This window comes from Cytobacillus oceanisediminis, assembly GCF_007830235.1.
GTDB classification, from domain to species: Bacteria; Bacillota; Bacilli; order Bacillales; family Cytobacillaceae; genus Cytobacillus; species Cytobacillus oceanisediminis.
The window spans coordinates 1-26,769 of record NZ_VLKI01000007.1 but is presented as its reverse complement, the minus strand read 5'-3'; the positions used below and the strand labels follow the sequence as shown (position 1 = coordinate 26,769).

The following is a 26,769-nucleotide window of genomic DNA, read 5'->3' as shown; positions in this document are numbered from 1 at the left end:
ATGTATTCACCCCTTCTTAGTAGCCCACATTTATTCGGGACCCTAAAGAAATAATATAAGATGAGGTTATTGACCAACAGAGATGAAAGTATGAATTTTCAGCAAATTTTAAAGCTAGATTTTTTTAATAACCCACTTCCTAATAGTACATATAGAGGAAAAAACTCAGTTTTTCGCTTTAAATCGATAAAGAACGATTAAAAATAATATATTTAATCGTTCTTTTTTCCTATATTTTACTGCAAGCTTATACCTTTCTAAAAAACTATTTCGGAATACGAATAAGATGCTATAATACTATTTATAAAAATTAAAAAAGAATGAAGGCGAAGACTTGAAAAAGAGATTATGGGTTATATATGGAATGCTGACTTTAGCTACTGCCACCTGGGGCAGCGCATTTATAGCTGGGAAGTTTGCCGTGCAAAGCTTTGAGCCGGCTACCGTTGCTTTTTTGCGTTTTTTTGGGGCAGCCATCCTGCTTTTCCCGCTTATGTGGGTTATGGAAAAAGATCGGAAGAAGCCGACTTTAAAGGACCATGGTTTGTTTGTTCTTCTCGGTTTAACGGGAATTGCTTTGTATAATATTTGTTTCTTTCTAGCCACCAAACATGCACCGGTTATTAAAAGTTCGTTATTTATTGCTTCTAATCCAGTACTAATCGTTCTTTTATCGGGATTATTTTTAAAAGAGAAGATTACCAGGAACAGCATAATAGGGATGGCAATTGCTCTGACTGGAGTTGTTTTTATCATTACCGAAGGACACATTCTCACCCTTTTCCAATATGGTTTTGAACCGATTGATTTCGTTTTGCTTGGAGCTGTTGTAAGCTGGGCCATTTACAGCGTAGTGGGTAAAGTCGTATTGAAGAAGTTTAGTTCAGTGGAATCAACAACCTATGCAGTTGCGTATGGTACTTTGTTTCTATTGCCCTTTGCTCTGGCTGAAACATCCTGGCTGGATGTCCAGGAAGCTAGTTTAACTACATGGGCAGCCATTGCTCATATGAGCATTTTTGTTACAGTTGTCTCGTTTGTTATGTACTATAACGGAATTAAAGAAGTTGGTGCAGCAAAGGCATCTATTTTTATTAATGTGATGCCAGTATCAGCTGTCATCATGGCCACCATCTTTTTAGGGGAAACCTTTACATTGGCTCATGGAATAGGAGCTGGATTCGTTCTAACAGGCGTTTATGCAGGCACAAATCCAAACCTATTTAAGAGAAAGCTCAAAGGAAATATCGTAAAAAATAAAACTGCTTAGGTCATTAAGATCTAAGCAGACTGATTACATAATTTTTTAAGTCAATATACCTTTCAAGGGGCGATTATCTATGAAACATACACTGACAATAAATAAGCAAAACCTGCATGGTTCATTTAGCAATGAGTACCAACCCATTTTAACGATCGATTCAGGCGATTCCATTCGTCTGCAAACTCCTGATATCCAATGGGGCTATTCAAGCTCAAAGGATGAGAAAAGAGTTGTTTTTCAATCAAGAGAGAATGAAGAAAAGCCAGGTCATCCAATGGTGGGACCAATCGAAGTCAAACAGGCAAAGCCAGGAATGGTTCTGGAAGTAAAACTCAATGATATTGTCCCGGGATGGTATGGACGGAATTGGGCAGGCGGGAATAAGAGCTGGCAAAATGATCAACTTGGTTTAACTGGCGGGGATCGAATTCAATTGGATTGGAAACTGAACCCTACCGCTATGACTGGCACATGCCAGATTTCTGATAGGCTCTTTCACGTAGCTCTTAATCCATTCATCGGATTGATGGGGGTAGCACCTGCAGAATCCGGCATCCATTCCACTTCTCCTCCGCGTTATTGTGGGGGAAATATTGATTGCAAAGAGCTTGGAAGAGGAAGCACTTTATATCTGCCGATTTCTGTAGAAGGTGCTCTTTTCTCCATTGGTGATGGCCATGCAGCCCAGGGAGATGGAGAAGTATCTGGTACAGCCATCGAGTGTCCAATGGATTTAGTTGATATTACTTTAACGATTAGAGAAGATTTGCAGCTGAAGCTGCCAAGGGCCAATACCCCTGCAGGCTGGATTACATTTGGTTTTAATGAAGACCTGAATACAGCAGCGGGTGAAGCTCTCAATGGAATAGTGGAACTGATCCAGGAGATTCATGAGGTTGAAAAAGCCGAAGCACTAGCATTAGCAAGTGTGACGGTTGATTTGAGAATTACACAGGTGGTTAATGGAGTAAAAGGAGTCCATGCTGTTCTGCCGCATGGGGCGATAAGATAAATAACTAGATTTAGGCTTGTGCCTGGCTAATATATACCTGCAGCCAGGTACAAGCCTTGTTTTATTTAGTCATGATCATAATAGCTTTTTTGTTTATGTATAAACGAACTTGCCAATTCCAAAGCTTTTTGGGCATCTCCCTTTCGAGAGTAATAATGAAACAGCTTTTTCTCGTAATGGTCGATTAAGATGCCATAGCCAATATTCTTAAAGTATGGCAATGCGGTTTCCTCTATTAATTGATAATATAATTTTTCTTCCTCCCTTAATAAATGGAGATGCAGTTGAAAGTAAATCCATGTATAAGAATCCAGGTCTTTTGCCTGCTTTAAGCCTTTTTCCGATAATTCTATTAAAGTCTCTTTAGGCTGCAGACTTCCTTTAAAACAGGTATGTATATATCCATCTAATGCCGTTAAGTAGTGAGGGGCATTTTCCTCTGTTAATTTTATAGCTTCCTTGTATAGTGCCGCAGAATCACGATACTTTTTCCTCCGAAAATATTCGAATGCAAGATTATGATAAAGTTTGGATTTCCGGGCATCTGAGTTACAAGCATCGCATAATTTAATAAGCTGTTCATATTTTTCTTTTGTTTCATTAAAGTCGTGAAGTTCTTTTGAATTAAGCTGAATGATCAAAAGCATTTCGGTATCGATGATACGAAGGATGTTTAGTGTTCTTTGAAAATATTGAAGGGCCTTTTTTCCATAATAATAGGCTGTGATATTGGAATGGATGGAATGGTACGCGATCGCCAAATGATAATAATATTCTTCATGGTTATATTGGTCTTGATCGATTGAAGTTAGACTGCTGATGCAATCAAGAAATTGGCCGGTAAGAAAATAATAGATGCCGAGTACATGCTTTAACATACCACGGTCATGCGGTGATAACGCCGTTTCATTCCTTTGCAGTTCCTGTATAATCCTAAAAGCTGATTCCAATTTATTAACAGATAAATAATATCTGGCTGAGAGCAAACGATATAAAACTTGAAACTCCGGCATATGTATGAGGGTTTCTTCTTCCAGTTCAATTTTAAGAGTTTCAGATTCTGGTATACGCTGCATAATCATAGCATCATGCCATTGATTTAGCCTTTTAGAAAGATCATGATACCGAACAATTTCATCCTGGGGGTTAATTTGCAGTTTTTTTGCAAGCAGATTTGTAATTTCTTCTGAGAATTCAGTGATTCCTCTTTCTATCTTGCTTAAATGGGTTACGGAACATATACCCTCTCCTAGCTGTCCTTGAGTCAGACCTGCTTTTTCCCGGTGAAATTTTATGATTTTCCCTATTATCATGATGCACCTCGGTTGTCATTGATTCTCTTATTATAATTAAAGCGCTCACAATTTTCTATCTTGCCATAAAAAAAAGCGGAAGATAGTTCTCCCGCTTTTTTCCTAGCTATTATTCTCCCTTTGGCGCCAAGCCAATCATTTTTAAGAAATCAGCAAGCCCCTTTTTCCCAATCGTTTCTTTTGGTGTGTTTCCGTTTCCTGCTAAAGGCCCCTTCGATAAGAAGTTCTTCTCAATCCATCTGACATCTGTTTCATTGACGACTCCATCCTGGTTAATGTCGAGGTTAGGATTCTCAGGGTTTTGTTCTCCGTAGTTTTCGACTGCTTCATTCATATCACGGATATCAATGATTTGATCCTGGTTAACATCACCGGCAAGATTGTCCTCCGGATTGATTCTTACATATATACCGCGATACTCCCCATCAACTCCTATGCTTGCCAATACATTTTTATATTCTGCCGTATGGCCTGGGACCTCCACGCAGACTGTATAGGCCTTGCGATCAGCAGGTACGAAGACTTCAAATAATCCTTTGCTATCCATTGTTCCCTGGTAGACAGTTCCATCTGCTGCTCTGGCAAACTCTCTTCTCTGCAAGTACATAAATGGAATGGAAGCAGAAAATAATAAACTTGCGGCCAAGGTACCTTTTAAAAGATTCTTTCGTTGCTTCATGGTTTTCCTCCTAAAATTCGCAAATTGATTGAAAAATAAAGTAGTTGCCAATATTCATAGTTAAGGGGAACATTGTGAGTATAAATTGGGGTAATGAAAGGAGTACCATGCTACTAAATTGATACATTTAAAGGTGTGGGTTTATAAAAAATAGGGTGTTTTTAATCTTGAAAGTAGGTTTTGGGGACTAATTTGAAGAAGAATTTTAAAGCTACGAGAACAATAAACTTTTTTCAACTAATAAAGTTATTAAGCTATTTTGCAGCTTATCGTAAAAGGAGAGCAGTTAAGGAAAAAAGAGAAAATGAAAATACGATAAAAAGCAATAGCAACTTTTAAGTTTTGCTATTGCTTTAAAAAATTATCACAAACCTTTTGAATTTTCATATTCTCACTTAATTATTTATTATTTCACACCCTAACTCCATTAATTTTTTATCTATCCATTCTCGATTAAAAGAGTTATTTTCTATTGATTCAAAGACCTCTTCTTCCCATTTATTGGTTTTATTTGTTTTTTCGAGCAAAAATGGAGCATCTTTTGGATTGATTATTACTACACCATCTTTATCACCAACTACAATATCTCCAGGGTGAACCACAACACCGCCACAAGAGATAGGTACATTTATCTCTCCTGGACCGTCTTTATATGGTCCATTTGGAGATGTTCCAATCGCGTATACAGGAAACAGTGATTCAGTAATTGAATCTAAATCACGAATGACTCCATCAATTAAAAAGCCACCGATTCCTTTCTTTATTGCATAACGCATCATTATTTCACCCGCAACAGCATTTGATGTATCTCCCTGTGCATCAACAACAATTATATCACCAGGCTGTGCTATATCTAATGCTTTATGAAATAATAGATTATCACCTTTTCTTGATTTAACAGTCAGTGCTGGGCCTAATATTCTCCCCGAATTCATTGGCTTAATATTTGAATTCAAACAAGAACTCCGATTCATGTTGTCAGCGATATTTGCTACTGCCATATTCTCAAAGGCTCGGACAAGTTCTTTTTCTGGCCTTGTAAAATTAGTGTAAATCCTGCAACCAACGTTTGACACTTCACTCCCCCCTTATTAATTAATCAACTGCTCTAAGGCATAGCCAACCTGGTATAAGGTTGTTTCTTCATAAGGTCTGCCTATAAATTGAATTCCAATAGGCAGCCCATTACTAGATTTTCCTCCAGGTACAGATAACGATGGAAAACCAACTGTATTTGTAGGTCCTGTTAATCGAGCAAATATTCTTGGGTGCTCCTTTTTCTCATCAAAATAAACTACCCTTTGTTCAATATCCGAAGGTAATGCACAAATTGTTGGAGTAACCATTAAATCTATATCCCTCATGGCGTTTTTAAACATTTCTATTCCGAAGTTCTTCATTCTCAACATTCTTATATAGTCACTTGCTTGAGTGAGCATCCCTCCCAATATACGGCTTCTGACTTCATCATCTATCATTTCTGGTGCCTCGGATACTTCATTCTCTAAGGAAGTAAAGCTTTCTGTTGAAATAACCACTTGCTGTGAAATTAACAGTTCGTCCATATGCTCCAGCTTAACTGGGACAATCTCTACACCTTGACTCTTTAATAAATCGATAACCTTCTCAAATTTTTCCAAAACCTCTTCCTGTATGATGTCGAAGTAAAATGAACTTGGTACCCCAATCCTTAAATTCTTAATGCTTTTTCCTAATAAAGATGAAAAATCAATTGTTGGCTGGGATTTATCGGATTGTGGATCTTTAGAATCGTAGCCCGCAATGGCATTCAATAATAATGCATTATCTTTAACTGTTTTAGTCATAGGTCCTAAATGATCCAAAGACCAGCTGAGTGCCATTGATCCATGTTTGCTGACTAGGCCATATGTCGGTTTCATTCCTACAATCCCGCAAAAAGAAGCTGGAATTCGAATAGAGCCCCCAGTATCTGACCCTATAGAGGCATAACACATGTCTGCAGCGACAGCCGCTGCTCCCCCTGCACTTGATCCTCCTGTGACTTTTTCAGTATTTTTTGGATTTAGGGTCGGGCCAAAAAAAGATCTGTCTCCAGTTGTCCCATAAGCGAATTGGTGTAAATTTTGTTTCCCAATAATAATCGCTCCTGAGACATCCAATTTATTAACAATTTCAGCGTTCATATTAGGAATAAAATCTTTATACCTTTCTGCACCAAATGTTGTTCTGGTTCCCTTAGTATAAATGATGTCCTTCAATCCAATTGGAACTCCATGAAGAGTTCCTTTATATTCACCTCTGAGAATTTCTGACTCAGCTTTTTTAGCTTTTTCAGCAGCTTCGTCATACATAACAGTTATAAAAGCATTTATTTTGGTGTTTGTTTGTTCGATATATTTAATTGATTCCTCTACAACTTCAACAGGAGATATTTCTTTCGTTCTGATTGATTCACTTAATTTGGTAAATGACCATTCTAAAAATTCTACTTTATTTCCTGCCATTTTCTCCTCCTTGAATTAATTATTTCTAGTATTTTTGATGGCTAGTAAAAGTCGGTTCATAATCTGCTAAACGTTTATTTCTTTTAAGAAGTTGACTCTTTTCTTTTAAAAAATCAAGGTGATTACTTAACTCATCAATATTAAAACCAGTCTTAATGTCATTTTTCTTTAATAAAAACTCAATAAAATGTTTGTTATTCATCGTTTTCACCTTTCTGTTTGATAGTTTTTCACCTTATTAAGATGTTTTGTCAGTGTTTCCGTTAAATGGTAAGTGTCAACGGCCGGGCTTGTAACGAATCCAGCTCCCATTTCTATTACCTGACCTGTTTGGACTTCATCATAGGCCGGCACTCCAACTTTAATCCCAGCTGCATTGGCCTTTGAGATAATTTCTTTAATAGCTTTCTGCACCGTTGGATGGGTTACTTGATGCGGCAAATTATAAGAAGTCGATAAGTCTGCGGCCCCAATGAAAAGATAATCCAACCCTTCCACCTGTAAAATTACATCCAGATTCTCTACAGCTTCCTTATCTTCAATCATACCTATTACACTAACATTTTCATTTTGAAGTCTCATATGCTCGGTCATTGATACATTTCCGTATTTTGCTGACCTTGTAGAACCGTCAATACCGCGTCTTCCAACTGGCGGATATTTAGCCATATCCACAATTTTTTGGGCATCCTCCTTAGACATAACGTGCGGGAACATTATTCCTTCAGCCCCCGCTTCTACTACTCTTAAAATGGTTGGAAAGTCTCCTTGAGTCATTCTAACTATTGAAGTGACATTTGCTACTTTTGCAGCACGTATAAAATGTTCAACTGTGGATAAATCCAAAGTTGAATGCTCCAGGTCAATAATGGCGAAATCATAACCCGCATATCCTAAAATCTCAATTATTGCTGGATCTTTTAGTGCACAAAATGTTCCAAATGCAATTTTATTTTCTGATAGTTTTTTTCCAAATTTATTCATCTTTTTCCCTCTCAATCTATAATTTAATAGCCAAGCAAACTTGGAATCCATGTGGTAAGTGCCGGGAAGAAAATAACTAATAGAAGTACAAAATAGGCAACGACAATATATGGTACAATAGCCTTTATCAATGCCTCAAATTTGATATCTGCAATGCCTGTTGCAACAAACAAGATGACTCCTACAGGAGGAGTGATCATTCCTATCATTAGATTCATAACTAACATGAAACCAAAATGAATCGGGTCTACCCCGAAGGACATAGCTACTGGTGCAAGTATCGGAGCTAGCATAATAATGGCTGCCGAAGATTCAATAAAACACCCAACAATAAAAAGCAGAATTGAAATAATAATGAGAAAGATCATGGGACTTTCTGTTACACTTAATAGAATTTCTGACAACATACTTGGAACCTGCTGAACAGTTAACACCCATGACGCTATTTTTGAGACTCCCAGCAGCATCAGGACAATTGCTGTCACTACTGAAGTATTGACAAAGTACTCTGGCAAATCTTTAAGCTTTAAATCCTTATTGACAACAAACCCGATAAATAAGGCATATACAACGGCCACTACAGCTGCTTCTGTTGCTGTAAATATACCGCTAATCATTCCCCCTACAATAATTAACGGCATAAAAAGTGCCCATATCGCCTCTTTTAAACTCCTTAAAACATTCGCGAAGCTAAACTTTCCTTCAACAGGATGTTTCTCTTTAATTGCAATAATATAGGAGACTATCATGAAGAAAACTGTAATTAGGATTGCAGGAATGACACCTGCAAGAAAAAGACCTGCAATTGAAACACTTCCACCTACTGATAAAGCGTAAATGACCATTGGAACGCTTGGGGGAACGATAGGGCCCAGCGTAGAACTTGCTGCAACAACCGCTGCAGCAAATGATTTTTTATATCCCTTCTTATCCATTGCAGGGATTATAATTGATCCTATTGCTGCAGTTTCAGCGACCCCTACTCCTGTAACACCTCCAAAAAACATGGAAGAAAGGGTAGTGACCTGTGACAGTCCTCCTCTTATATGACCAACTAATGAAGAAGCAAAGTTGATAAGTTTAGTAGTAATAGATTTGCCCATTAATTCACCTGCCAGGACAAAGAAGGGTATCGCCATAAGTGGGAAAGATTCCATGCCTCTAAAAACCTTTTGGCCAATTACTAACAGAGGCGGTACTTCACTGCCTATAAATAAAGCTAATGATCCTCCCAGACCCAGACTGAAAGCAATTGGAACACCTATGACCATCGTTAGAAGAACAGTCAAACCTAATATAAGCAGCAAAACTTAACTCCCCCTTTGATCAATCATGTTTCTTACTACTTGCATTATCATCAACAAGGTTCCTAGAGGAGCTCCTAACGCCGGCCATGTAATCCGAAAACCTAGAGTCGCACTCATTTGTTCCCATGAACTAACTGCAAATGTAATAGTTGAAAGCAGTAATATAACCAAAAAACCAAGTACGAAAATATTACTCATAAAAATCGTAAACTTTGCTTTTTTACCCTTTAGCTTTTTAATAAATAAAGTTAGAGAAACATGTTTCTTGTATGTGAAAGCAAGACTGGATCCAATAAATGCTGTCCATATTAAACAGTAAGTCGCAATTTCACTTAAGTAGGCAGGTGTTGAGTTAAATAGATATCTGCCGGGAACCTGTATAAAAACCAAAAAGGTCATCAAAGTCACAATTAATACAAGTAAATATTTTGTCAGCAAAGTTACTTTGTCCATAAAATTAAGATATAGCTGCATAGGACCCTCCCTTTCCTTTGCCATTTAAAGGGATAGAAAGCAGAATCTATCCCCCGGAACACTCTAAGAATATCTAATTATTTCCCTACCGCTTTCCATACTTTTTCTGTAAATTCTTTACCTTGCGCTTGTTTTAAGAACTGGTCATATACAGGAGCTGATTTTTCCTGGAATTGCTTAATTTCTCCCTCTGATGGTTCATATACCTTAGTTCCTTCTTTTTTTAGTAATTCCAAAAATTGAGATTCCTTTTCTGTGTATAAATCTCTGTGAAACTTAACCGCTTCCAAGCCTGACTCACTCACAATTTTTTGAAGATCTGCGGGCAGCTGATCATAGAATTCCTTGTTCATCCATAACCCAGCATAATCATAAAAATGCCCGGTCAAGGATAAGTAATCTTGAACTTCATAGAATTTATTAGTGTAAATAATATCAATAGGGTTCTCTTGACCATCTATTACATGCTGTTGCAAGCCAGAATAAACCTCAGAGAAATCCATAGCTGTAGGGTTAGCACCCATCATTTTAAAAGTTTGAATATGAACATCATTCGGTTGTAATCTAATTTTTAAGCCATTTAAATCATCTGGAGATTTTACTGGATGTTTACTATTAGTTATATGTCGAAATCCAATTGGACCATAGCCAAGAGGAAGGATTCCTACTTTACTCATTTGGTCAGCCAGTTCCTTACCAATTTCACCATCTAATGCAGCATAAGCTTTGACAATATTTCCTTTTGTAACTAAAAAAGGCAAAAGTAAAGAATTATAGTTTGGATTGTAACTTCCTCCCATATAAGCGATTGAACTATACGTCATTGTTACAGTCCCAGACTGTACTCCTTCATTCATTTCTGCTTGAGACCCTAGTTGATTTGCAGGGTATACCTCCACCTTTATACGACCGTCACTTTCTTTTTCTACTAACTCCTTGAACTTATTCATTGTCGTTGTCATTGGGTGGTCCGCTGGTTGAGATGCACCAAGTCTGATCGTATATTCTCCTTTACTCGTTCCTTTACTTCCTTCAGTAGTTTTCTCATTACTACCGCATCCTGCTATAGACAAAACTAAAGATATTAAAAGCACCACTAAACGAAATTTTTTAGTAATTGTAATCATTACTTTTCCCCCTTTTAACGTTTATTTAAATTAAGAAGCTTTTCTTCAAAAAATTACTTTTTAATAACTCCTCCCCCAATGATTTTCAGCTTTCTCTCTGCATTGATTAAATGTTTCAACATTATTTGTCTTGCATCATTCGAATTTCCATTTTTTATAGCATTAATAATTTTTGTATGTTCTGAAATGATGAGTTCTTTGCGGGAATCTATATTGACACTTTGACGCAGCCTTTCAAACAGTTCATGCTGTTCCAAATGTGAGCTAGATTTGTTAGCCTCAACAAAGATTGGATTTTTCGTGGATTTTGCAATCTGCAAATGAAATTCGTAGTCTAATATAGATGTCTCCTTTCCTTCCTCAATATTCTTTATTAATTGCTGTTGAATAGCTTCTAGTCTTTCAATGTCTTCTTCTGTCCGTCTTTCAGCAGCTATGGCTGCAGCTTCAACTTCAAGTCCTCTTCTAAACTCAAGCCAACTAGCCAAGTCAACCCCCTCCAGTTTTTTTAAAAACGGTACCTCAGGTTCCAAAGTTAATCTTTTTATAAATATTCCACTACCTTGAGTAACCTCTAATACACCTGAAGAAATCAGAACACTTAATGCTTCTCTCAGTGTAGGCTTACCAACTTCAAATATCTTAGTGAGTTCAGTTAAGGATGGAAGTTTATCCCCGATTTTATAGTCACCACTTTGAAGCATTTTTTCGATGTGACTAATAACCTCTTCAAATAACTTCTTCTTTTTTACAGCATATTTATTAGTCAAATGATCACCTCGTAAAGGAATTATTAATTAACCTTATGAGTCACTAATACAACTTAGTACAGTCATCTTACCAATTTTCAATTTTATTAACTTCTGAGGCTTTAGTTAATTAATGCTGGCTTTACACAACAAATATTTATAAAAAAGTAAGTGTTTGCTGCTTCCAAACAAAATTAAAAAGCCGCACATTGTAATAATGTACGGCTGGATAAATGATTTAAGGATTAAGATAACCCTAGATTTACAGTTTGGCAAGAAAAATAAGTGAGGCCATATTATATGTAGCCCTTGCTTTAAAAAAACTGTTGTTTTAGGTAATAGTTAGTAGTTTTTAAGGACTTAGAGGAGAAAATAAATGTAAACAACTACAGTTATTTTATTTAGTGCAATGAAACACTATAAGTGCCTAAGATAATTAAGTTAGGAAAGTTCAGATGCCTATTAACGAGCTCCTGATTGGTAACAAAATCTGTCTCATTCCACTCTCAATTAGAAGTCATAATATAAACTATACGTTGAAGTACCATTTTTATGGTGCTGTTTGTGACTTCTTTTCTTCCATATTGTCGATATCGATAAAAATAGTCAAGTAACATTCGTTTTTGAAACAATTCTAGAATATTATCTGAATCAAGGATAATCTTTATTTATTAAAAATGTTGCAGAAATTCCCTGGTTAGATATTCAAAGCAAAAGATATCCAATTGTGGATTTTTATGAAGATTTATATTTGTAGAAAAACAAGCAGCGCATCTTATCAATGTTATATCAACCTAGCAGAAGATCCTGAGGAACGGATTGAGTTTAACTAAAAAGGACACTTCATCTATAGAAGTGCCCTTCCCTGCCCATTATTCTATTATTTAGACGCTACACTGCCCTGGAAAATCCGATTCAATGCATCTGCCGCCTGCTCAATGGATTTCCTTCCCTGCTCCAAAACCCCCGGCATCCAGAAGAAGCCGTGGATCATGCCGTCATATCGCTTTGCTTCGACTGGTACCCCTGCTTCTTTAAGACGTTCAGCATAAGCTTCCCCTTCATCACGGAGCGGGTCGAACTCACCAGTAAGAACCAATGCAGGAGGAAGTCCGCTGAGATTTTTTGCTTGCAGCGGTGAAGCATATGGATTTTTGCCATCCTCTTCAGTCCGTAAGTAATGGTTCCAGAACCAGACCATGCTGTCTTTGGTTAACAAATATCCATCTGCATTTTCGGTATAAGATTCGGTTGCATAGGAGTGGTTGGTTACTGGATAAATAAGCATTTGATAGGCTAAAGAAATTTCGCCTTTGTCTCTTGCCATCAAGGCAACAACGGCTGCGAGGTTTCCGCCGGCGCTGTCGCCGCCTACGGCAATCCGATTCGGATCAACCCCAATGGACGCTGCATTTTCTGCCACCCACTTGGCTGCAGCATATGAGTCATCAGCAGCTGCCGGGAATTTATGCTCTGGAGCCAATCTATAATCCACAGAGACTACCACACAATTGGCAAGGTTCGTCAAAAGCCTGCAAGGCACATCTACTGTATCCAGGTCGCCGATGACCCAGCCGCCGCCATGGTAATAAACCAATGCAGGAAAAGGACCTTCCCCTTTTGGTGTATAAATTCGGACAGGGATTTCTACGCTCAGGCCTGGGATCTTTCTATTCTCTATCTTCCCTACTTCTTCCGGCTCTCCTGCCAGCGCACTAAAATCTGTTGTCTGCCTTGCTTCTTCAGGTGATAGCTCGCTCATCGGCGGAGCTCCCGCTGCCTCCATTTGTTCCAATAAGAATTTTGCTTGCGGATCTAATGCCATATTCCTTTTCCCCCTTAAATATATTAGTAGATAGGGGCAAGGCGAAGGACTTGCCCTATCTTTTTTCACCTAGTTCACAACACTTTCCTCAGATGCTGTCAACGTAAAACCTTCATAGCCTTTTCCTGCGACTTCATCACAAATTTTGCGGTATGTCCCAACGCCGCCAAGGTAGATTTGGAAGCCTCGAGCTTTTCCTTCAATATTCGCACCCATGTACCAGGAATCTGTCTTTGTGAATAATGTTTGGTCGGCAATTTCCCGGCAATGCTTGCTCCAGGTATTTTCCGCTTCATCTTTAACCTCAATAACCTCTTGTTTATGATCACGCATATAGTTAATGCAATCTGAAACCCATTCTACATGCTGCTCAATGGACACCATCATATTGCTCAGAACAGACGGACTCTCAGGACCTGTCAGCATGAACATGTTCGGGAAGCCGGCAGTACCAAGACCCAGGTAAGTCCTTGTCTGCTCTCCGGCTCCCCACTTCTCTTTAAGGGAAACCCCGTCTTTTCCACGGATGTCCATTTTGAAAAGCGGTCCGGTCATGGCATCAAAGCCTGTCGCAAACACAATCATGTCAAGCTTATATTCAGCATCCGCAGTCCTTACACCTGAAGCTGTAATTTCTTGGATAGGCGCTTTTTTTACATCCACCAGCGATACATTATCACGATTATATGTTTCAAAATAATCTGTATCAATGATCGTGCGTTTTGTACCGTAATAGAATCTTGGGAGCAATTTTTCCGCCACTTCCGGCTTTTTGATTGTTTCACGGATCTTCGAGCGAATGAACTCAGCAACAATTTCATTGGCTTCTGGAGTTATGGACAAGTCATTATATGTGTAAGATAGTGAAAGAAGTCCTCCTTTTTTCCAAGCTTCTTCAAATACCCTTTGCCGTTCATTCGGAGAGTCGTCAAATACTGAGATATTGCGAGGTGTTTCTGGTATGCCAGTTATGGAATGGCGCATTTTTTCTTTGATCTCAATGTAATTTTTACGAATACCTTCCAGATAATCAGGATCGTTCGGCACATTTCTGGCTGGGCTGCTATACTGCGGGGTTCGCTGAAAGACAGTAAGATGCTCCGCTTCTTTTGCGATGACTGGTATTGCCTGAATGCCGCTCGAGCCGGTTCCGATAATACCAACACACTTCCCCTTAAACTCGACTTTTTCATGTGGCCAGTGACCGGTATGGTACCATTCACCCTTAAAGGTTTCCAAGCCTTTAAATTTAGGTACATTGGACGCTGACAAGCATCCTACAGCTGTAATAAAATATTGGGCAGATACTGTTTTACCGTTATTTAACTGGACATTCCATCTATTTTTCTTTTCGTCAAATCGCGCTGAAAGGACGCGTGTATTGAACTGCACATCGCGGCGAAGATCAAACTTATCTGCTACAAAATTTATGTAGCTTAAGATTTCAGGCTGTTCTGCATATTTGGCAGACCAGTTCCATTCCTTTAGGAGCTCCTCAGAAAAAGTGTAATTATAATAAATGCTTTCAACATCACAGCGTGCACCGGGATATCGATTCCAATACCATGTTCCGCCTACATTATCACCTGCTTCAAAAACACGAGTTGAAAAACCAGCCTCCCGCAAACGATAAAGCATATATAACCCTGAAAAGCCTGCCCCTACGATCACTGCATCTAGATCCGTGAGAGAGTTCGATTTTTGATTGGATGACATACTTTCTACCTCCTCATCTTTTTAAACACGCTTGTTTTCATCATTGACGGGACAATAAGCAACCCATTTAATTGTAAGCGATTACATTTCCTTGTGAGACTTACCAGGTACCTGCGATCCTCCTCCCAAAAATAATTACTGATTCTAGTTAAAGCTTACTATTTTACTTTTAATTTGAATATTCATAATTTTCCATATATAATATCCCTATAAAGAAGGTGAAAATATGTCAATGGATTCTACCTTTTTGGATAATATCCAGATTTTGGCTGAGGTGGACACGCACGAAGAGAAGCTGTATAAAATTCTTGAGGTTTATATGAATACCTTCCCTGTTAAAAACGCCTATTTATTCAGGTACTCACCTTTAGGGTTCATAGGAGAAGGAATCATTGCAATCACTTCTATTGGATTATTGCATATCAGGGATATCCGGGATGATATCCGCTCACTGCCGCTCATTTACTCAGCTATTTATGAAAGAAAAGCCAAATATTGTACAGGGATTGAGTATCTCAAGCAAATAAACATTAAATATATAACCACCGCAAATGTGAATTCATTCCTGGCAATCCCCATATGTTTTGGCTCTGTTGCAATCGGCTACATTTGTACGAATGAGTTTGACGATGATGTAAAAATAACGGATCAGCTGCTATTTTCTTTTACCGAATATGGGCGCCAGGTAGGAAAGATTCTCGAAAAAACAAACGGTCCAGAAGATCTGCAGATTTTAAGCAGAAGAGAAATGGAAGTGATGAAGAGGATTTCCTGGGGAGAAAGCATAAAAGAAATGGCAGATACGATGTTAATCAGTGAAGTCACCATCAATCAATATATTAAAACAGCCATCAAGAAACTGAAGGCGCAAAACCGGACACAAGCAATTGCGGAGATGTTTCGGAGAGGGATTATTTCCTAAATTTAATACCTGAAAAAGACCGCTCTTCTTTGTCATCCGTTTGACAATGCCGGGCGGTCTTTGTTTTATTTGCTAAATGGACGAGAGCTTTTCAAATGGACCTATTTTTCCATCATTAATTTTAAAATTAATTCGTCCGTATGACGCGTTCCTTCATTTCCAAGTTTGCAGAAACTTTCTATACTTTTCTCCACATCATCATGAATAAAGCCGTCCGTTGACCTAATTTCTTGGTTGTTAAGTGCAAGCAACGCAGATTGTACGGCAACGTTTGAGCAGGTGGATACTTTCATGGCACATCCAGCCTTTGCCCCGTCACAAATCATTCCAGACACGTTCCCGATTGTGTTTTGAATTGCCGCTTTGACTTGCTGCAGATGTCCATCCAGTAAATAGACAATAGCACCGCTGGCACCCATTCCTGCTGCTGTAACACCGCATAACGCGGAAAGACGGCCAAATTTTGATTTTATATGAATCGTAATAAGATGGCTGAGTGCAACCGCCCGAATCATCTTCTCCTCTGTAACCTGCAGTTTCTCTGCGACTGCAACAACTGGAAGGGTGACGGCTATCCCCTGGTTCCCGCTCCCGGTGTTTGCCATGACAGGGAGAGTAGAACCTGCCATTCTCGCATCTGATCCAGCAGCTGCAAAGGACATCGCGGCAGTGGCAATATCATCTGATAGAATGCCTCTCTTTACATTTTCCCTGATTGTTTTTCCTACCTTTAGCCCGTACTCTCCCGTAAGACCTTCTCTTCCTATGATTCTATTTAGCTCAATACTCTTTTTCACAAGAGATAAAGAGCTAATATCGGTGTTATGAACCCATTCATAGATTTCATCAATTGTGAGTTTGATTAATTCCTCTTCATCCGACTGGATCCCAATATTCTCGCATCCCCCCTGGTAGATTAACTTACCATCGGCCTCTATTAAGGAAATATTACTATGGTTATCAGAAATAATGACTCTTGATATATGCTTATCTGTTTTAAGACTCACTTCGATGTAAAGTCGTTTCGGCGTGTCAGCCTGGCCGGAAACTACTTTGCCTTCTTCTATTAGCTTTAGCGCGGCTTGCTCATTTTCAGGGCTAACTCCATTTAAAACCTCTAGCTGTTTACTAGGATCTCCAGCAACTGCCCCGATGGCAGCCGCGAAATCCAATCCGCTCGAAGTCATGCCAGGAATCCCTACGGATTTAGCATTTTTGATAATATTACCGCTGGCTTTTAAGCAAAGGTCTATTATTTGCCCTTCTGCATAGCTCCTAGCCGTAGCTGCTGCTAAAGCAATCGCAACAGGTTCGGTACAGCCAAGGGCAACTACTAATTCTTTTTCCAGTATTCTTAATATCTTGTGCTTCGCCATTATGTTCGCCTCATCTTTATCATATTTAAAATTAAGAACAGACTCTTTGGGGGTTACTAATTTTGCAGACCTTATCTTTGTCTGATCCAGGTCAAATTGTGAAGTTATTAACTTTATTTATTATAAGCCAAATTAAAATAAAAAGAGATATGCAATATTTCCTAGGCAAAATATCAAGATAGCGGTCAGCACATCTCTCCCTAGAGCAGAAGCCAAACACGCACGCCTAAAAATATCTGTCAAAAATCCCATTTGCATGCATATATAGATATAGATGCATTGGTGAGGGAGATGTGATGCGAATGTATGATCGTTATATCGTTCAGCCCGGAGATTCGTTATATACAATAGCGCGAAAATACAAAACAAATGTTGATGGTATTAAATATGCTAATCGCCTACCGACAAATACGATTTATATCGGCCAGTCATTGGCGGTTCCGGTTCACAATCAGCGAAATACTTATATGGTTCAGCCTGGAGACAGCTTGTCCACAATTGCAGCTAAATTTGGTGTTTCCATGAAAGAACTAAGAAAAGCGAATCAATTGCAATCCAATTTCGTTTATATTGGAGAACATTTCGTTATTCCAGAAGTAAAAAATGATGAGGAAAGACAAACGGAATATGTGGTGAAGGCGGGAGATTCTCTCTATGAAATAGCCAGAAGATACAATACAACTGCTGAGAGCATTATGGTTTTGAATAATTTAGAAAGCCCGGATCTGTCAATCGGGCAAAGACTCAGGATCCCGGTATACTCTGATGTGGTCGTCAACGCAGATAATGCAAACATCAGGCAGCGGCCAGGCACTGCTTTTAATACAATCGCCCAGATGGACCGTGGAGCAAGGCTTCCGCTAATTGGTGTTCAGGGAGATTGGTATAAAGTTGCGCTATTCAATGGAGATCCCGGATGGATTTCCAAGACTGTATCCACCTTAAGAGCATTTGATGGCTCTGTGCCAACTTTACAAATTTTAGGTTATTATACCTTATCAGAAGGCCCTACATTGCCAAGTTCTTATGAATCCTTTGTGACAAACACAGCGAATATCTCGCAAAATGGATTATTCTTATTTAGAATCAGCAAAGATAATCCAACAACCATTGAGAAGTTTGGGGAATTCACGGATGAAGAAGTACGGCAGCTCGTCCGAATCGGCCATCGCAATAATGTAAAAATGCTGGCTACCGTTCATAACCTTTTATATGAAGAAGGCGTGGAGCTTGCAAAGCAGGTTGTTCATGAATTGGTTTCCTCTGAAGAGAATATGAATGCTTTTGCTTTAAATTTAGCCAGGTTAGTTGAAAGATATGGCTTGGACGGGGTTGATATTGATATTGAGGATGTATTGGAAGAGGATCGAGATCGTTTAACCCAGCTATATAGAGTAATCGGGCGCGTTTTTGATGAACGGGGATATTTCTTCTCAACCGCTGTACCATCCAAAACTGGACCAGAGGACCCGAGTGTTTTTGCCAAACCATTTGATTATCCAAATCTTCATCAGCCTACTGATCAATTTGTCATAATGCTTTATAATGAGCATGGCTGGCCAGGAAGCGGCCCGGGACCGGTTGTGTCCATCGGGCGAATGGAGAGAGTCCTGCGATATGCGATGTCCGTAATGCCAAAAGAAAAAATCGTGGCAGCTGTATCTGTATTCGGGTTTGATTTTAATCTTGAAACAGGCCGTGCAGCCTATGCATCATTTGACCGTGCGATGGCCCTGGCTGAGCAATATAATAAAGAAATTATTTTTGACGAAGAAACACAAACCCCGATGTTCGCCTATACAGATGCAAACGGGGTCAATCATGAAGTATGGTTTGAAAATCGGGCAAGTATTAAAGCGAAAGCTGAGCTTGCACACCGCCTTGGCATAAGAGGCCTGGCACTTTGGAGACTGGGAATGGAAGACGAAAGCATATGGGATATGTTAGAAAATGAAGCAGTGGTTAGAAAACATGGATTAGAACAATGATTTTTTAGAATAAGTACTTTATGAAGGTGTTTTTTAAAACTCTTTGAGTGTCCTTTTGTCCTTCAGTTACCCTATGAAGGACTTTTCTTTAACTACTTGATTGTTTTTTGGCCTTCAAGAACGCTATGAAGACCCTTTCTATAACTCTTTGATTAGTTTTTGTCCTTCAGGAACGCTTTGAAGGACTTTCCTATTACTCTTTAACTGGTTTATGTCCTTCAGTTACCCTATGAAGGACTTTTCTTTATCTACTTGATTGTTTTTTGGCCTTCATGAACGCTATGAAGACCCTTTCTATAACCCTTTGAGTGGTTTTTGGCCTTCAGTGACCTTATGAAGGCACTTTCTATTACTCTTAATCTGGATTTTGTCCTTCAGTTACCCTATGAAGGCACTTTCTATTACTCTTTGAGTGGTTTTAGGCCTTCAGTTACCCTATAAAGGACTTTTCTATTACTCTTCCACTGGTTTTTGGCCTTCAGTGACCCTATGAAGGACTTTTCTATAACGGTTTGATCGTTTTTTGGCCCTCAAGAACGCTATAAAGGACTTTTCTATTACTCTTCCACTGGTTTTGGGCCTTCAGTGACCCTATGAAGGACTTTTCTATAACGGTTTGATCGTTTTTTGGCCCTCAAGAACGCTATAAAGGACTTTTCTATTACTCTTCCACTGGTTTTTGGCCTTCAGCGGCCCTATGGAAGGACTTTTCTTTAACTACTTGATTGTTTCTTGGCCCTCAAGAACGCTATGAAGGACTTTTCTGGTTTTTGTCCATTAAAAATAGATCAGACTCATGAGTTGGCTGATCTATTTTTAGTTTGCGACTGTATGTTTCGCTGCATTTGCTCTTTCTTAAAACTCTTTAAAGGATGAGCTAAGGTTTTTTAAAGTATATATTCTCCCTGTCACCATGAATAGGTCATTGTAGTTTCTTTCTATAAATTCATCGATAATGCTCAATCCTTTTCTAAATCGATCAACCAATAAATGAGTGTACTTTTCATCCCAAGTAAACCGATTAATTCTTAAAAGTTCAGCTGCAAGTATGTGAAACTTATAATCCTCAACAATAAGTTTTATTTGATACAATTTATTCCTATCCAAATTGAAGATATTGTTATCAAGATTTTTTTCAACAAAATTGATAAAATCATTTATATTCTCAGCCAGCAGATTCGCTTTCTGCATTTCGAAGTTCACGGCATCCTCTCCTCATACTCTTAAAAATCTAAACATGATTAAGAAGAATGTATGTTTTTGGCGATATTTTAATACCGACAATTTACCAGTCCTTAAAAATGAACATCTCCGGCCAGAAACATGGGCTATAACCACTTTATTAATAAATTCCTGGAAGGGGATACCAATCCTTAAATATGAACATCTGCTGCCAGAATCATGGGCTATAACCACTCTTTATTAATAAATTCCTGAAAGAGGATACCAATCAATAAATAATAAAAAACCGTCCGGAAAGGTTCTATTCCAAACGGCTTTTTGCAATTATTTATTTAAGCAATCCTTCTTTCTCTAAATACTCTCTAGCTGTTTCTTCAGGACTTGCCCCATCAACATTTACTTTATAGTTCATTTCACGCATTTCGTCATCGCTTATTTTCCCGCCCAGCTGATTTAAGGCTTTTACCAATTCCGGATAATTTTCAGCGGTTTCTTCTCTTAACATAGGTGCTCCTTGATATGGCGGAAAAAGATTTTTATCATCCTCCAATACAGTGAGGTTATACCTTGCGATTTCACTATCGGTAGAGTATGCATCCACCAGGTTGATTTCCCCTTTTTCAATTGCACCATACCGAAGCTTCGGTTCCATAGTCAGAACGGTTGGAAAATCAAGGCCATAAAGCTTTTGAATGCCTCGATATCCGTCTTCCCGATCGGAGAATTCAAGTGTAAAGCCTGCTTTAATATTTTGCTCGACAGCCTGGAGATCCGAAATAGTTTGAAGCTGAAACTCACTGGCCAATTGATCAGGTACTGCCAATGCATACGTGTTATTAAAAGCCATTGGTTTTAGCAGCCTCATATCAAACTGTTCCTGCATCCCCTTTCTTGCCTGCTCATAAACCTCTCCCCGGTCAGTACTTGCTGCTGTTTCTTTTAAAAATTCAGCAATGGCTGTACCGGTAAACTCAGGATAGACATCGATGCTTCCTGACTTCAGAGCATTAAATACAAACGAGGTCTTCCCTAGCCCAGGTTTTAGCTCAACGTTAAGATCTGTTTCATTTTCAATCAGCAGCTTATACATATTAATAAGGATTTCCGGTTCAGAACCCATTTTTCCGCCTATGACGATGTTCTCTTGAGATTCTTTTGCCAGTAATGGCATGGCCATAACCAATATCATCGCTGCGATGAATACACCCATTGCAGTAAGCGACTTTTTAAAGGACATATGCTCGAATTTGCGCAGCAGTATATCAAAAAGAATGGCCAATAATGCGGCAGGTATAGCTCCAAGAATGATAAGAGACGTATTATTTCTGTCAATTCCAAGCAGTATGAGTTCCCCTAATCCGCCTGCCCCTATAAGGGCTGCAAGGGTAGCCGTACCTACAATTAACACCATAGCCGTACGGATTCCGGCCATAATGACTGGCATGGCTAATGGAAGCTCCACCTTCATGAGCCGTTTTCGCCTGTTCATTCCCATGGCCCTTGCCGCCTCTATGATGGAAGGATCAACTTCCTTAATGCCTGTGTATGTATTTCTCAAAATAGGCAGGAGTGCATATACGACCAGTGCGATGATGGCGGGCACTTTGCCTATCCCGAACAATGGAATAAGGAGTCCCAGCAACGCTAAAGAAGGAATGGTCTGCAAAACTGCTGTAACCCCAATGATTCCCTCTGCGATTTTTTTCTTTTTTGTTAGATAGATCCCAAGCGGTATCGCTATTAACACGGCAAAAAATAAAGCTATTATGGAAATTTGTATATGCTCAATCAGAACACTAAGAAGCTGGCCTTTTCTTTCATTAAATACAGAACTCAGGGTACCCATCTATCTCACCTCTTTCTGCATATCGCCAGCCAGCTGGCGAATGATTGCCTGCCTGTTGATGATTCCGATTATTTTTCCATCTTCTTCAACAGCAACTTCATTATATTGTGTTAATAATTTAAGAATCTCATCTTTAGAAGCTGAAGTAGATATTGTTCGGTCAATTTTTTGCGAGATTTCATCCTCTGAAGCTGGCAGGATGAGATTTTGTAAATGAAACGTTTTCCTTGTGATTTCCTGCTCTTCCCCAACAAAATTACGGACAAATTCATTTTCTGGATTGGCAAGGAGTTCCTCTGGAGTACCAATTTGTATGATTTCTCCATCTTTCATAACGCATATTCGGTCACCAAGCTTTAAAGCTTCCTTCATATCATGTGTCACGAAAACAATCGTTTTTTTAATTTTCCGCTGAAGATGCAATAGGTCATTCTGAAGCTTTTCCCTGCTCAATGGATCCAGCGCACTAAAGGGCTCATCCATTAAGATGATGGGCGGATCGGCTGCAAGTGCTCTTGTAACTCCCACTCTTTGCTGCTGTCCTCCAGAAAGCTCGTGCGGCATACGATTTCGATAGATTTCCGGCTCCAGTCCAACCATTTCCAGCAGCTCATCGATTCGCTTTTGAATTTTGTCCTGATCCCATCTTTTCAATTCTGGCACGATAGAGATATTTTCCCCAATTGTCATATGCGGAAAAAGAGCAATCTGCTGCAGTACGTATCCGATTTCCCAGCGTAATTCGTGAATATCATAATCACTTACCCTTTTGCCATTGATCAGGATTGTTCCTTCTGTTAGAGGAATAAGCCTGTTAATCATTTTTAACGCAGTTGTTTTTCCGGACCCGCTTGGTCCGATAATAACAAAAAACTCACCTTCTTTTATGTTTATGTTTATTGAATTAACAGCATTTGTGCCATCAGGATACCGTTTTGACACATTGTCAAACTGAATCATTGCTCCACCCCTCTAAATTCTTCACTCCTGCAATATTCCCAAAGAGCTCTTATGGAAAACCAATTCTGTAAATAATATTTTTCACAGTTAAACGTGTAACTATAATACATATAGAAATGATGTTTTTCCACTATTTAAGGTTAGTGAATGTGATAGCTGGCATGATATTAGAACAAAAAGCCGGGACTTTTAAGAAAAATCGATCTTGAGAAGATGGCATTCTAAATATTCCCCGCTATAGATGAATCATAGAACTGAGCAAAAAAAAGGACAGTCTCACTAATCAGAGACTGCCTTTTTTCCTCTTTTAAAAACTTCCTATAAAATTGACTTGTTTCCCACATTCGTTGGCACTTTAAACGCAGCAGGAGGGCAGGTACTTAGTTGGTGCTTATTTAATGTATAATACTGTTTAACTGGCAAACTGAACCTTTTTAAATAAGCCCGGAAAGTCATTTACTATTATTTTGCGGATATTTCTTACGTCCTTAATAGGATATGTTTTAACTTTTTGTAAAGTGGAATTCGAATTTCCTTTATATACATTAATGGTCCTTACAACAAAGCTTTCCTTTTGAAATAGATAATTATCTTTATTTTCAAAGACCATATTCTCTATCTGTTCGTAAATGATGTAATAGTCTTCCATGATCTCACCACAGAACATTTCCTTAGTTTCAATTACTTCGTGTACTTTCATCGTTATCATTCTCCCATATATTTAGACTTTTATTGACCAAACAATTAATTGACGAAAGCAAGTAATTCTATGTTCGTTCTGGTCCGGACACCAAGCTTAAACATCCCAGCCGCGGCAAATGAATTCGGCTATGATTGGTTTACCAAAGTACTCTTTAAGATTTCCTTACGGGCAACTCCTGTTTCCTGGGCAGCCTTCACTACAGCATCTCTAACGGCAGGAACCACTCTGCTATCCAGCGGACCCGGTATTACATATTCCGGGGACAACTCGCTGCAATCAATCAAACCTGCAATAGCATCCACGGCAGCCATTTTCATTTCATCATTAATATCAGTAGCCCTTACATCTAATGCACCTCTGAATATACCCGGAAGTGCAAGAACATTGTTCACCTGGTTGGGCAAATCAGAGCGGCCGGTCCCAATAATTTTTGCGCCTGCTTCTTTTGCATCCTCTGGCATAATTTCCGGTACCGGATTGGCCATGGCAAAGATGATGGAGTCACGGTTCATCGTTTGCACCATTTCCTTCGTTAATGCCCCCGCAGAGGAAACACCAATAAATACATCAGCACCTGCAATGATATCTTCAAGCAGCCCTTGGTGTTTCGCTTTGTTCGTGATTTTGGCAACGGACTCTTTTATCGGGTTCATTCTTTCCTGTCTGCCTTCATAGATCGCTCCCTTTGTATCGCACATGATCACATCCTTAACACCCATATTAATGAGCAGTTTTATAATCGCGATTCCAGCAGCACCTGCCCCATTGATCACTACTTTTATTTCAGCGATCTTTTTATTTACAAGCTTCAAGGCATTTATTAAGCCAGCTGCTGTTACGATTGCTGTTCCGTGCTGGTCATCATGAAAAACTGGGATATTCATTTCCTGTTTCAAGCGTTCCTCAATGTAAAAGCAATTTGGTGCGGCGATATCTTCTAAGTTAATGCCACCAAATGATGGCTGCAGCAGTTTGACCGTTTTGATAATCTCATCCGGATCCTTCGTACCGAGGCAAATAGGAACTGCGTCAATGCCAGCGAACGCTTTAAAAAGGGCAGCCTTCCCTTCCATGACCGGCATTGAGGCTTCCGGGCCAATATCCCCCAGCCCCAGTACAGAAGTGCCGTCAGAAACAACTGCAATTAAATTGCCTTTAATCGTATAATCATAGACTTTCTCTGGCTTATCATGAATATGCCGGCAAGGTTCAGCCACTCCAGGGGAATAGGCTAAGCTTAAATCTTTCATACTATTCAGCGGCATTTTCACGTCGACAGATAACTTCCCTTTAAACTTCTCATGCAGTAATAGTGATTCTTTTTGCAAATCCATCTGAACCAGCTCCCTTTATAAAGTAATTTCCTGTGATTCGAATATTAATAATTTTCAGTATTCTAATGTTGTAGTTTATTATATAATGAGAGTTACCTATAAATGAAATACATATAATCTATATCCATTATTCCTTTTGGTTATAGGAATAACATTATCAAAGGAGAGAGTTCTGTTGGACATAAGGCATTTAGAGTATTTTGCGGAAGTCGCCCAGCATTTAAGTTTTACAAAAGCGTCGCAAACACTGCATGTAACACAACCTTCGATCAGTAAAGCCATAAAAAATTTGGAAGGCGAATTAGGAGTGCCCTTGTTTTATCGTTCATCGAAACAATTAGAATTAACCGATGCAGGAAAAGCGGTTTTAATCAATGCAAAGAAAGTACTACATGCCTTTAAAAACCTGACTTTGGAGTTAACAGATATTATGGAGCTTAAGAGCGGAGAAATAAGGATTGGCATTCCGCCAATTGTAGGTGCGGCTTTCTTTTCAAAGTTGATCAGCCAGTATAAAGAGAAATTACCACTCGTAAAAATTACTTTAACGGAAGTTGGAACGAAAAAAATAAAAAAAGGCGTAGAAGACGGTTCTCTGGATATTGGCTTGATTTGTACAGTGCCTGCACAGGGCAGCAGTTTTGAAATCATTAATGTCTTAAAGGATCCATTAAAGCTAATTGTCCATCGTGAACACCCTATGGCTTCACAAAAAGAAGTCCACTTCTCAGAATTAGCAAATGAGCCATTTATTTTATACCGAAAAGACTTCACACTTTACGACCTGATTATCGAAGAATGCTCGAAAAACGACTTCCAGCCCAATATCGTGTGCGAAAGCTCCCAAAAGGACTTCCTGCTGGGAATGGTTGAAGGAAAACTGGGAGTCGCCTTATTGCCCAGTAAAATATGCAATGATATTAACAATAGAGAACTTATTGTACTCCCTATGTCTGAATCTGCGGTAAATTTGGAGCTAGGCATGATTTGGAAAAAGGATAAATATTTATCGTTTGCAGTTAGGGAGTTTATAGCAGTATCTGAGGAGTATTTGGAGAGTGAGGTTTAATGGATGGATCAGCCAGGGAATCGGGCTGGTCTTTTTTGTAGAAAGAAACTATGTAACGAAGAACCGCTTCCTCTTTTCTAGGTCCTTGGAACAGGTCTTTATTTCTGTTATTGCTGATATTATTTAACACACTGGGGGTCAGCGTATAATGGCAAATAAGTCAAGGGTCCAATTAAGATAAAAAAGACCGACCTTAAGCAGAACTCTCATTTTCCAATTTTTGAAAAGTTCAACTACCACAGAATTTATAATAGATCTCCTCTAGAACGTGAAAGGATCTTGTTTTTTCATCCTACAGGGATACCGCCTAGCAAGTATAAACTACATTTTTCACGTATTATTCGTATTTGAAGGACAAGACCCATAACGCTGACCCGCGAGGTCTTTTTGCCTCAGGCACGATGTTCCTATGTGATCTAACGTCCTAGAGGAGCTCCATTTTTATTTAAGGCA

Annotated in this window: 24 protein-coding genes; 6 read left to right on the top strand and 18 right to left on the bottom strand. The window is 39.0% G+C overall.

The features are described from left to right. Positions 1-364: 364 nt before the first annotated feature. Together IQ19_RS13190 and IQ19_RS13185 are read left to right on the top strand one after the other, a co-directional pair. Complete coding sequence (locus IQ19_RS13190) at positions 365-1,270, top strand: DMT family transporter (RefSeq protein WP_144543047.1); 906 nt, start codon at positions 365-367, stop codon at positions 1,268-1,270. Between the two features lie 70 nt (positions 1,271-1,340). After that, positions 1,341-2,276: an acetamidase/formamidase family protein gene (locus tag IQ19_RS13185; RefSeq protein WP_144542868.1), complete on the top strand. Its 936-nt coding sequence runs from the start codon at positions 1,341-1,343 to the stop codon at positions 2,274-2,276. A gap of 65 nt (positions 2,277-2,341) precedes the next feature. On the opposite strand, the gene IQ19_RS13180 is transcribed toward IQ19_RS13185, so the two are convergent. The 12 genes from IQ19_RS13180 to IQ19_RS13130 all read right to left on the bottom strand — a co-directional run bounded on the left by IQ19_RS13180 (position 2,342) and on the right by IQ19_RS13130 (position 14,936). Further along, complete coding sequence (locus tag IQ19_RS13180) at positions 2,342-3,589, bottom strand: helix-turn-helix domain-containing protein (protein WP_144542867.1); 1,248 nt, start codon at positions 3,587-3,589, stop codon at positions 2,342-2,344. A gap of 109 nt (positions 3,590-3,698) precedes the next feature. Further along, the gene (locus tag IQ19_RS13175; protein WP_144542866.1) at positions 3,699-4,268 is read right to left on the bottom strand and encodes a dockerin type I domain-containing protein; all 570 of its coding nucleotides are present in this window, start codon (positions 4,266-4,268) and stop codon (positions 3,699-3,701) included. A gap of 395 nt (positions 4,269-4,663) precedes the next feature. Beyond that, on the bottom strand, positions 4,664-5,344 hold the full coding sequence (locus tag IQ19_RS13170) for an RraA family protein (protein WP_144542865.1): 681 nt from the start codon (positions 5,342-5,344) through the stop codon (positions 4,664-4,666). A gap of 15 nt (positions 5,345-5,359) precedes the next feature. Beyond that, positions 5,360-6,754, bottom strand: coding sequence for an amidase (locus IQ19_RS13165; RefSeq protein ID WP_144542864.1), 1,395 nt, complete (start codon positions 6,752-6,754; stop codon positions 5,360-5,362). A gap of 25 nt (positions 6,755-6,779) precedes the next feature. Next, the gene (locus IQ19_RS27750) at positions 6,780-6,956 is read right to left on the bottom strand and encodes a hypothetical protein (protein ID WP_158638779.1); all 177 of its coding nucleotides are present in this window, start codon (positions 6,954-6,956) and stop codon (positions 6,780-6,782) included. 5 nt (positions 6,957-6,961) lie between these two features. Further along, a complete protein-coding gene (locus IQ19_RS13160) occupies positions 6,962-7,738 on the bottom strand; it encodes an HpcH/HpaI aldolase family protein (RefSeq protein ID WP_158638777.1) in 777 nt (258 codons plus the stop codon). A 23-nt stretch (positions 7,739-7,761) separates the two neighbouring features. Further along, positions 7,762-9,045, bottom strand: coding sequence for a TRAP transporter large permease (locus tag IQ19_RS13155; protein ID WP_144542862.1), 1,284 nt, complete (start codon positions 9,043-9,045; stop codon positions 7,762-7,764). A 3-nt stretch (positions 9,046-9,048) separates the two neighbouring features. Beyond that, the gene (locus IQ19_RS13150; RefSeq protein ID WP_158638775.1) at positions 9,049-9,519 is read right to left on the bottom strand and encodes a TRAP transporter small permease; all 471 of its coding nucleotides are present in this window, start codon (positions 9,517-9,519) and stop codon (positions 9,049-9,051) included. 77 nt (positions 9,520-9,596) lie between these two features. Beyond that, positions 9,597-10,646, bottom strand: a complete 1,050-nt coding sequence (locus tag IQ19_RS13145; RefSeq protein WP_144542860.1) for a TRAP transporter substrate-binding protein — start codon at positions 10,644-10,646, stop codon at positions 9,597-9,599. Positions 10,647-10,699: 53 nt separating this feature from the next. Next, positions 10,700-11,416, bottom strand: a complete 717-nt coding sequence (locus IQ19_RS13140) for a FadR/GntR family transcriptional regulator (protein WP_144542859.1) — start codon at positions 11,414-11,416, stop codon at positions 10,700-10,702. 859 nt (positions 11,417-12,275) lie between these two features. Continuing rightward, positions 12,276-13,220, bottom strand: a complete 945-nt coding sequence (locus tag IQ19_RS13135; RefSeq protein ID WP_144542858.1) for an alpha/beta hydrolase — start codon at positions 13,218-13,220, stop codon at positions 12,276-12,278. Between the two features lie 69 nt (positions 13,221-13,289). Next, positions 13,290-14,936, bottom strand: coding sequence for a flavin-containing monooxygenase (locus IQ19_RS13130; protein WP_144542857.1), 1,647 nt, complete (start codon positions 14,934-14,936; stop codon positions 13,290-13,292). A 226-nt stretch (positions 14,937-15,162) separates the two neighbouring features. Here IQ19_RS13130 and IQ19_RS13125 point away from each other — a divergent pair, with 226 nt between their 5' ends. Continuing rightward, the gene (locus tag IQ19_RS13125; RefSeq protein ID WP_144542856.1) at positions 15,163-15,858 is read left to right on the top strand and encodes a response regulator transcription factor; all 696 of its coding nucleotides are present in this window, start codon (positions 15,163-15,165) and stop codon (positions 15,856-15,858) included. A 101-nt stretch (positions 15,859-15,959) separates the two neighbouring features. Here the strand turns inward: IQ19_RS13125 and IQ19_RS13120 are convergent, their stop codons facing one another. After that, positions 15,960-17,234 carry an L-cysteine desulfidase family protein gene (locus IQ19_RS13120; protein ID WP_144542855.1) on the bottom strand — a complete coding sequence of 425 codons (1,275 nt, stop codon included), beginning with the start codon at positions 17,232-17,234 and terminating at the stop codon, positions 15,960-15,962. 302 nt (positions 17,235-17,536) lie between these two features. Between IQ19_RS13120 and IQ19_RS13115 the strand changes: the two genes are divergently transcribed. Continuing rightward, positions 17,537-19,222, top strand: coding sequence for a LysM peptidoglycan-binding domain-containing protein (locus tag IQ19_RS13115; RefSeq protein ID WP_144542854.1), 1,686 nt, complete (start codon positions 17,537-17,539; stop codon positions 19,220-19,222). Positions 19,223-20,077: 855 nt separating this feature from the next. Here IQ19_RS13115 and IQ19_RS13110 read toward each other — a convergent pair. The 5 genes from IQ19_RS13110 to ystJ all read right to left on the bottom strand — a co-directional run bounded on the left by IQ19_RS13110 (position 20,078) and on the right by ystJ (position 25,247). Further along, on the bottom strand, positions 20,078-20,425 hold the full coding sequence (locus IQ19_RS13110) for a hypothetical protein (protein ID WP_144542853.1): 348 nt from the start codon (positions 20,423-20,425) through the stop codon (positions 20,078-20,080). A gap of 307 nt (positions 20,426-20,732) precedes the next feature. Next, positions 20,733-22,250 carry an osmoprotectant update ABC transporter permease/substrate-binding subunit OpuFB gene (opuFB, locus tag IQ19_RS13105; protein ID WP_144542852.1) on the bottom strand — a complete coding sequence of 506 codons (1,518 nt, stop codon included), beginning with the start codon at positions 22,248-22,250 and terminating at the stop codon, positions 20,733-20,735. Next, a complete protein-coding gene (locus IQ19_RS13100; RefSeq protein ID WP_144542851.1) occupies positions 22,251-23,210 on the bottom strand; it encodes an ABC transporter ATP-binding protein in 960 nt (319 codons plus the stop codon). It abuts the gene before it with no gap. Between the two features lie 412 nt (positions 23,211-23,622). Then, on the bottom strand, positions 23,623-23,910 hold the full coding sequence (locus tag IQ19_RS13095) for a hypothetical protein (protein ID WP_144542850.1): 288 nt from the start codon (positions 23,908-23,910) through the stop codon (positions 23,623-23,625). Positions 23,911-24,038: 128 nt separating this feature from the next. Then, positions 24,039-25,247 carry an NADP-dependent malic enzyme gene (gene ystJ / locus IQ19_RS13090; protein WP_144542849.1) on the bottom strand — a complete coding sequence of 403 codons (1,209 nt, stop codon included), beginning with the start codon at positions 25,245-25,247 and terminating at the stop codon, positions 24,039-24,041. A 175-nt stretch (positions 25,248-25,422) separates the two neighbouring features. Here ystJ and IQ19_RS13085 point away from each other — a divergent pair, with 175 nt between their 5' ends. Then, positions 25,423-26,316, top strand: a complete 894-nt coding sequence (locus tag IQ19_RS13085) for a LysR family transcriptional regulator (protein WP_144542848.1) — start codon at positions 25,423-25,425, stop codon at positions 26,314-26,316. Then, the gene (locus IQ19_RS27745) at positions 26,306-26,443 is read left to right on the top strand and encodes a hypothetical protein (RefSeq protein ID WP_158638773.1); all 138 of its coding nucleotides are present in this window, start codon (positions 26,306-26,308) and stop codon (positions 26,441-26,443) included. Before IQ19_RS13085 ends, IQ19_RS27745 begins: the two co-directional genes overlap by 11 nt. Positions 26,444-26,769 lie beyond the last annotated feature (326 nt).